Here is a 6,538-nt window from a genome sequence, read left to right on the forward strand (position 1 = left end):
GGCACTTCTTGCTATGGTGCGCGCCGAAATATTCATTTACACGTTAAGTCGCCGTTTGCCCTTCACCGAGAAGCTGTAGAAATGCCCAATCCAATCCCCCTGAAAGACCACGAGAAAGAGACGCGACTGGTCAACCAGCGCCTGATTGCCTGTGCTGTGCTGGTAGGCCTGCTGGCGATCTGTCTGGTTGCGAGGATGTATTTCCTGCAAGTTACCGAGTTCGAATACCACTCGACCATTTCCGAAAACAACCGGGTGCATGTACTGCCGATTCCGCCCGAGCGCGGCCTGATCTTCGACCGCAATGGCGAAGTGCTTGCCGATAACCGGCCCAGCTTCAACCTGACCCTGACCCGTGAGCGCGCCGGAGACTGGCACAAGGTCATCGATGAGCTGATGACGCTGCTGCAGCTGCCTGACGAGGATCGCATCCTGTTCGACAAGGAGCTGAAGCAGGTGCGTCATCCGTTCGAGCCTGCAACGTTGCTGTACGAGCTGACTGAAGAGCAGATCGCCATCCTGGCGGTCAATCAATACCTGTTGCCGGGGGTGGATGTCGCGGCGCAGTTCGTTCGTCATTATCCGTTGGGTGCGCACTTTGCTCATTCGATTGGCTATGTCGGGCGGATCAACGAAAAGGAAGCCGCCCAGCTCGATAACGACTATCGCGGCACTCAGTCGATCGGCAAGACCGGCATCGAACGTTTTTACGAGTCAGAACTGCACGGTCGGGTTGGCTACGAAGAGGTTGAAACCAACGCCCAAGGACGTGTGTTGCGGGTCTTGAAACACACCGATCCGATACCGGGCAAGAACATCACCCTGAGCCTGGATGCGCATTTGCAGGAAGCGGCCGAGAACGCGCTGGGTGACCGGCGTGGCTCGGTGGTGGCGCTCGACCCGGAAACCGGCGAAGTGCTGGCAATGGTCAGCAAGCCGAGTTTCGACCCCAACCTGTTCGTGACCGGGATCAGCTTCAAGCAGTACGCCGCGTTGCGCGACTCCATCGACCGGCCGCTGTTCAACCGCGTATTGCGCGGCCTGTATGCGCCGGGTTCCACCGTCAAACCTGAAGTCGCGATTGCCGGGCTCGACAGCGGGGTGGTCAACGCTTCGACCAAGGTTTTTGATCCGGGTTACTTCCAGTTGCCGGACTTCGACCACAAGTACCGCAACTGGAACCACAGCGGCGACGGCTGGGTGGACATGGACACGGCGATCATGCGTTCCAATGACACCTACTTCTATACCCTGGCGCACAAGTTGGGCATCGACCGGCTGCATGACTACATGACCATGTTCGGCATCGGCCAGAAAGTCTCGCTGGACATGTTCGAGGAATCTGCCGGCCTGATGCCGTCTCGCGAGTGGAAACGCGCCACGCGCCGCCAGGCCTGGTTCCCCGGCGAGACGGTGATCCTCGGCATCGGTCAGGGCTACATGCAGGTCACGCCGTTGCAACTGGCGCAGGCCACCTCGCTGATCGCCAGCAAGGGCGTCTGGCATCGTCCGCACCTGGCAATGGAAGTGGGCCATGAGGTGCCGGTCGATGAGCACCCGATGCCGAACATCGTGCTGCGTGATCCCAACGAATGGAATCAGGTCAATACCGGGATGCAGATGGTCATGCACGATCCGCGCGGTATTGCGCGTGATGCGGCGAAGGGCGCCCAATACCGCATCGCTGGCAAGAGCGGTACGGCGCAGGTGGTGGCGATCAAGCAGGGCGAGCGCTACAACCGCCTCAAGACCCTGGAGCGCAACCGCGACAACGCGTTGTTTGTCGGCTTTGCCCCGGCCGATCACCCGAAGATCGTGGTGTCGGTGACCATCGAGAACGGCGAGGCGGGCGGTCGGGTCGCAGGCCCGGTCGTGCGCGAAATTCTCGACGCCTGGCTGCTCGACAGCGACGGCAAGCTCAAGCCGCAATACGCAGTGCCCGCCAAGGCGCCGGGCAATCCGCACGCCTGAGCCGCCTACTGGCAGGCTGCGTAACCGAGCCCTGAACAGGGCTCAGGTTTTCTGAACTGTCGAGAACCCGTCAGGTCGACCACAACATGCGTGGCAGAGCGCTGCGCGTGGTTATCTGAATCCTTAATTGCCTCGACAAGGAACCCCTAATGTCCAAGACCATCGCCGACCATCTTGCGCAAACCCTCGCAGCGGCAGGTGTTTCCCACATCTGGGGGGTGTCCGGTGACAGCCTCAACGGCCTGACCGACAGCCTGGAACGCACCGATTCGATTCGCTGGATGCACACCCGTCACGAAGAAGTGGCGGCTTTCGCGGCGGGTGCCCAGGCGGCATCCAGCGGCAAGCTGGCGGTTTGCGCAGGCAGCTGCGGACCGGGCAATCTGCACCTGATCAACGGCCTGTACGACTGCCATCGCAACCGGGTGCCGGTGCTGGCGATTGCCGCGCATATTCCGTCCGCCGAGATTGGCCTGGATTACTTCCAGGAAACCCATCCGCAGGAACTGTTCAAAGAGTGCAGCCATTTTGTTGAACTGGTCAGCAACCCCGAACAGTTCCCGCGTCTGCTGGAACGCGCCATGCGGGCGGCCATCAGCCAGAAGGGCGTGGCGGTGATTGTAATACCCGGCGATGTGGCGCTGAGTGAGTCACCGGATGTACCGGCGAAATGGGTCGAAGCAAGTCCGCCCAGTGTTGTCCCGGCCGACAATGATTTGCAGTCGATGGCCGACATGCTCAACGACTCCAAGGCGGTCACGCTGTTGTGTGGTGCCGGGTGCGCCGGTGCACACCAGCAGATCCTTGCGCTGGCCGACACGCTGGGTGCACCGATTGTCCATGCGTTGCGTGGCAAGCAGCACGTTGAATACGACAACCCGTTCGACGTTGGCATGACCGGCCTGATCGGTTTCAGCTCCGGCTATCACGCCATGCTGTCCTGCGACACGCTGGTGATCCTCGGCAGCAGCTTTCCCTACCGCAATTTCTATCCCGAGAAAGCCAATATCATTCAGATCGACCTCGACCCGACCCAACTCGGTCGGCGCACGCCAGTGGCCCTCGGCCTGGTCGGCGGGGTACGTGAAACGCTGGATGCGCTGCTGCCCAGGCTTACGCCGCACAGCGACCGCCGCTTCCTCGATAAGGCCCTCAAGCACTACGCCAAGGCCCGTGAAGAACTGGACGAACTGGCCACGCCGACGCCGGACGGCACACCGATTCACCCGCAGTACCTGACCCGTCTGGTCGACGAACAGGCTGATGCCGATGCTGTTTTCACCGTAGATGTCGGCACCCCAACCCTGTGGGCCGCGCGTTACCTGCACATGAACGGCAAACGCAGCCTGCTGGGCTCGTTCAATCATGGCTCGATGGCCAACGCCTTGCCGCAAGCGCTCGGTGCCAAGGCCGAACATCCGGATCGCCAGGTGGTGGCACTGTGTGGTGACGGTGGCCTGTCGATGCTGCTGGGGGATTTGCTGAGCATTCGCCAGTTGAACCTGCCGATCAAAATGGTGGTGTTCAACAACAGCTCGCTGGGCTTCGTCGACATGGAAATGAAAGCCGGCGGTTACGTGCCCCATGGAACCGATCTGCACGAGACCAATTTCGCCGGTATCGCGCTGGGCGCCGGCATTCTCGGATTGCGCGTAGAAAACGCCGAAGAGTTGCCCGCCGTCCTGCGCAAGGCCTTCGATCACCCCGGCCCGGTGCTGCTCGACGTGGTGACTGCCAAGCAGGAACTGGGCATTCCGCCGAAGATCAAGCTGGCGCAGGCCAAAGGCTTCAGCCTGTACATGATGCGCGCGATCATGAGCGGGCGCGGCAACGAAGTGCTGGAACTGGCGAAGACCAACCTGCGTTAGTCGCTCTCAGGCGCGTCAACGGCGGGGCAATCAGCGGGATGATTGACCCCGTCATTGATCTTTACCTTGCCCAGCTCGAAAGGATTCACACCTTCCAGACAAGCGACGTTGTACCCGTATTCATTGGGGTTGGAGCGTCGCTGATGGTGGGTGTAAATCCCGCACCTGCCGCAGAAGTAATGCTCGGCGGTACGCGTATTGAATTGATACAGCTTGAGCATGCTCTGCCCATGGATCACTCGAACCCCATCCTTTGCGACCGACGCGACGATGGCGCCTCTGCGCCTGCACAGCGAGCAGTCACAGCGTCGCGGATCGACAATACCATTCGGTAAATCCAGCTCGAGCATGATCGCGCCGCAATGGCAGGACGCCTGGTGGACAGGTTTGATGTCAGTAGAACCGACTTGCTTGATCATGAGTTATTTCCTGTGCGTGTTATCAACCAGCGCAAACGCAGAACAATCAGGTGTCACTGCAAATTAAAGCAGACCGACAGGTAAAGCTTGGCACTTCACCGCCGAAACAGTCGAACGGAGGCAAGACCCGCTACGGCAGGCGGAATACCGAATCATCTCTGGTTATAAAAAACGTCACTGTTGAAAGAGCGTTGGACCATAGATCGTTTATAGAAAGTCTGTGAGTCATGAGGTCTGTAATGCTTAGAAATGCTCCTTTGAGTATGAAACTGCTGCTTATTCTGATGTTTCCCCTGCTGGGCTTCCTGGCATTCGCGGGTATTTTCGTCGCTGACAAAAGCGAGACGCTCACCGATAACGGTCGAGCCGTCACCGCCACCAGCGCCGCCCGCAAACTCAGTGACGTAGTCACCACCCTGCAGCGCGAACGCGGCGCCAGCGGCGTGTTCCTGGGCAGCGGCGGCAAGTCGATGCAAGACAAACTGAAGACACTTCGTCAGGAAACCGACAAGGCGATCAGTGAGATGCGCACTCAGTCGACCGACGGTATTCCCGGGCTGGAAAGCGTAAGGCGGGCACTGGAGGAGATGCTTGCGCTGCGTGGCAAAGTGGATTCGCTGGCAATCAACAACACTGAATCCGGCGCGCGTTTTACTGACATCATCAAAACGCTTATCGGTTTTAATTATTCGCTGGAAGCCAGTATCGAAGACCCGGAAATTCTCCGCGCACTGAGTTCGCTCAATCAGTTTGTCGACATGAAAGAGCGGGCAGGCCGCGAGCGCGTCTTGCTCGGTTTGGCCTTCAACCAGAACCGTTTCGATTCAGCGCTGTTGTCACGTTTCAGCCGCAACCTGGGCGAGTTCTCCGGCTACTACGAAGCCTTCCAGCGCTGGGCTCCGGACGTGTTCAAGAGCAAACTGAATGCTGTCCTGCAGAAGCCGGAATCACTGGAAGTGGCGCGCCTGCAACGCTTGGGTTTCGATACTCCGCTGGGCGACCCGCTGAACATCAAACCGGAAGACTGGTTTAATCTCTCCACCCAGCGTATCGACATGATGGCTCAGGTAGAAGCTGAGCTGGGGCAGACCGTCACTGGGCTGGCCAGTGATGCACGCAGTGCCGCTGAAAACAGCCTGTACATGGCAATCGGCATCGTCATCGTCATGCTGATCGCCGTACTCTGGCTGGCGTCGGTGATCATCCGCAACATCAAGATCGCCGTCGTCGACGTGAATCGCACCCTGATTGCACTGTCCACCCGCGACCTGACCGCCAGAACCCGTTACACCGGCAAGGACGAGTTTGGCGAGATCTCGCGCAATCTGGACAACATGGCGCAACAGATCAGCGAAGTCATTCGCGAAATTGGCAGCGCCACAGCACAGGTCGCCACCGCGGCCGAGCAGTCTTCAGCCGTCGCCTTGCAGACCAGCCAGAACGTGGCACAGCAGCGTCAGGGGACGGATCAGGTCGCCACGGCCATCAGCCAGATGAGCTCGACCGTCAAGGACGTGGCGCGCAGCACCACCGATGCATCGGCCATGTCGCAACGCGTCAACGCCAGCACGATGCAGGGCAAAATCGAGATCGACAACACCGTCACCCTGATCAAAGGCCTCTCGGTGCAGGCCGAACAGACGTCACGGATCATTGACGAACTCAAAGGCGAGAGCGATTCGATCTCCTCGGTCCTCGACGTCATTCGCGGTGTGGCCGACCAGACCAACCTGCTGGCACTCAACGCCGCCATTGAAGCCGCACGCGCCGGCGAGCAGGGCCGCGGTTTCGCAGTGGTGGCCGACGAAGTGAGAAATCTTGCCAAGAAAACGCAGGAATCGACCGTCAGCATCCAGAACATGATCGCCAACCTGCAATCCGGTTCCGACCGCGCCGCAAGCTCCATGCAGGAAACCCTCGGCAAGGCCCGGCAAGGCGCAACCAACGTCGTGCGCGCGGGCGAATTGCTCGAAGAAATCGCCGAAGGCATCGCCAGCATCAGCGACCGCAACATCCAAGTGGCCTCGGCCGCCGAAGAACAAAGCCTGGTCGCCGAAGAAATCCACCGCAATGTCCACGACATCAACGCACTGGTCATCCAGGTCAGCGCCGGTGCCGAGCAGACAGCCGTCACCAGCCGCGAACTGGCTCGTCTGGCTGAACAGCAGCAGGGGCTGGTGGGACGCTTCAGGGTGAGTTGAGGGTAGGAGAGGGGTTTTAGAGGCCTGGGAGCGTGAGCTTTCGGGCCTTTTTTGTCAGTGTGTCCCGTCCTGAATAAGG

At 59.8% G+C, this 6,538-nt stretch carries 4 protein-coding genes; 3 read left to right on the plus strand and 1 reads right to left on the minus strand.

What is annotated here, in order from left to right:
- Window positions 1-81: 81 nt before the first annotated feature.
- Both mrdA and poxB read left to right on the plus strand, forming a co-directional pair.
- Complete coding sequence (mrdA, locus tag ABJ99_RS18450; protein WP_054087048.1) at window positions 82-1,971, plus strand: penicillin-binding protein 2; 1,890 nt, start codon at window positions 82-84, stop codon at window positions 1,969-1,971.
- A gap of 149 nt (window positions 1,972-2,120) precedes the next feature.
- Window positions 2,121-3,839, plus strand: coding sequence for a ubiquinone-dependent pyruvate dehydrogenase (poxB, locus tag ABJ99_RS18455; protein ID WP_054087049.1), 1,719 nt, complete (start codon window positions 2,121-2,123; stop codon window positions 3,837-3,839).
- Here the strand turns inward: poxB and ABJ99_RS18460 are convergent.
- Complete coding sequence (locus tag ABJ99_RS18460; protein WP_054087050.1) at window positions 3,836-4,258, minus strand: GFA family protein; 423 nt, start codon at window positions 4,256-4,258, stop codon at window positions 3,836-3,838. The genes poxB and ABJ99_RS18460 overlap by 4 nt on opposite strands.
- Window positions 4,259-4,542: 284 nt before the next feature.
- Between ABJ99_RS18460 and ABJ99_RS18465 the strand changes: the two genes are divergently transcribed.
- Window positions 4,543-6,459: a methyl-accepting chemotaxis protein gene (locus ABJ99_RS18465; protein ID WP_054087088.1), complete on the plus strand. Its 1,917-nt coding sequence runs from the start codon at window positions 4,543-4,545 to the stop codon at window positions 6,457-6,459.
- Window positions 6,460-6,538 lie beyond the last annotated feature (79 nt).

Source organism: Pseudomonas syringae pv. cilantro (assembly GCF_001293775.1).
GTDB classification, from domain to species: domain Bacteria; phylum Pseudomonadota; class Gammaproteobacteria; order Pseudomonadales; family Pseudomonadaceae; genus Aquipseudomonas; species Aquipseudomonas syringae_P.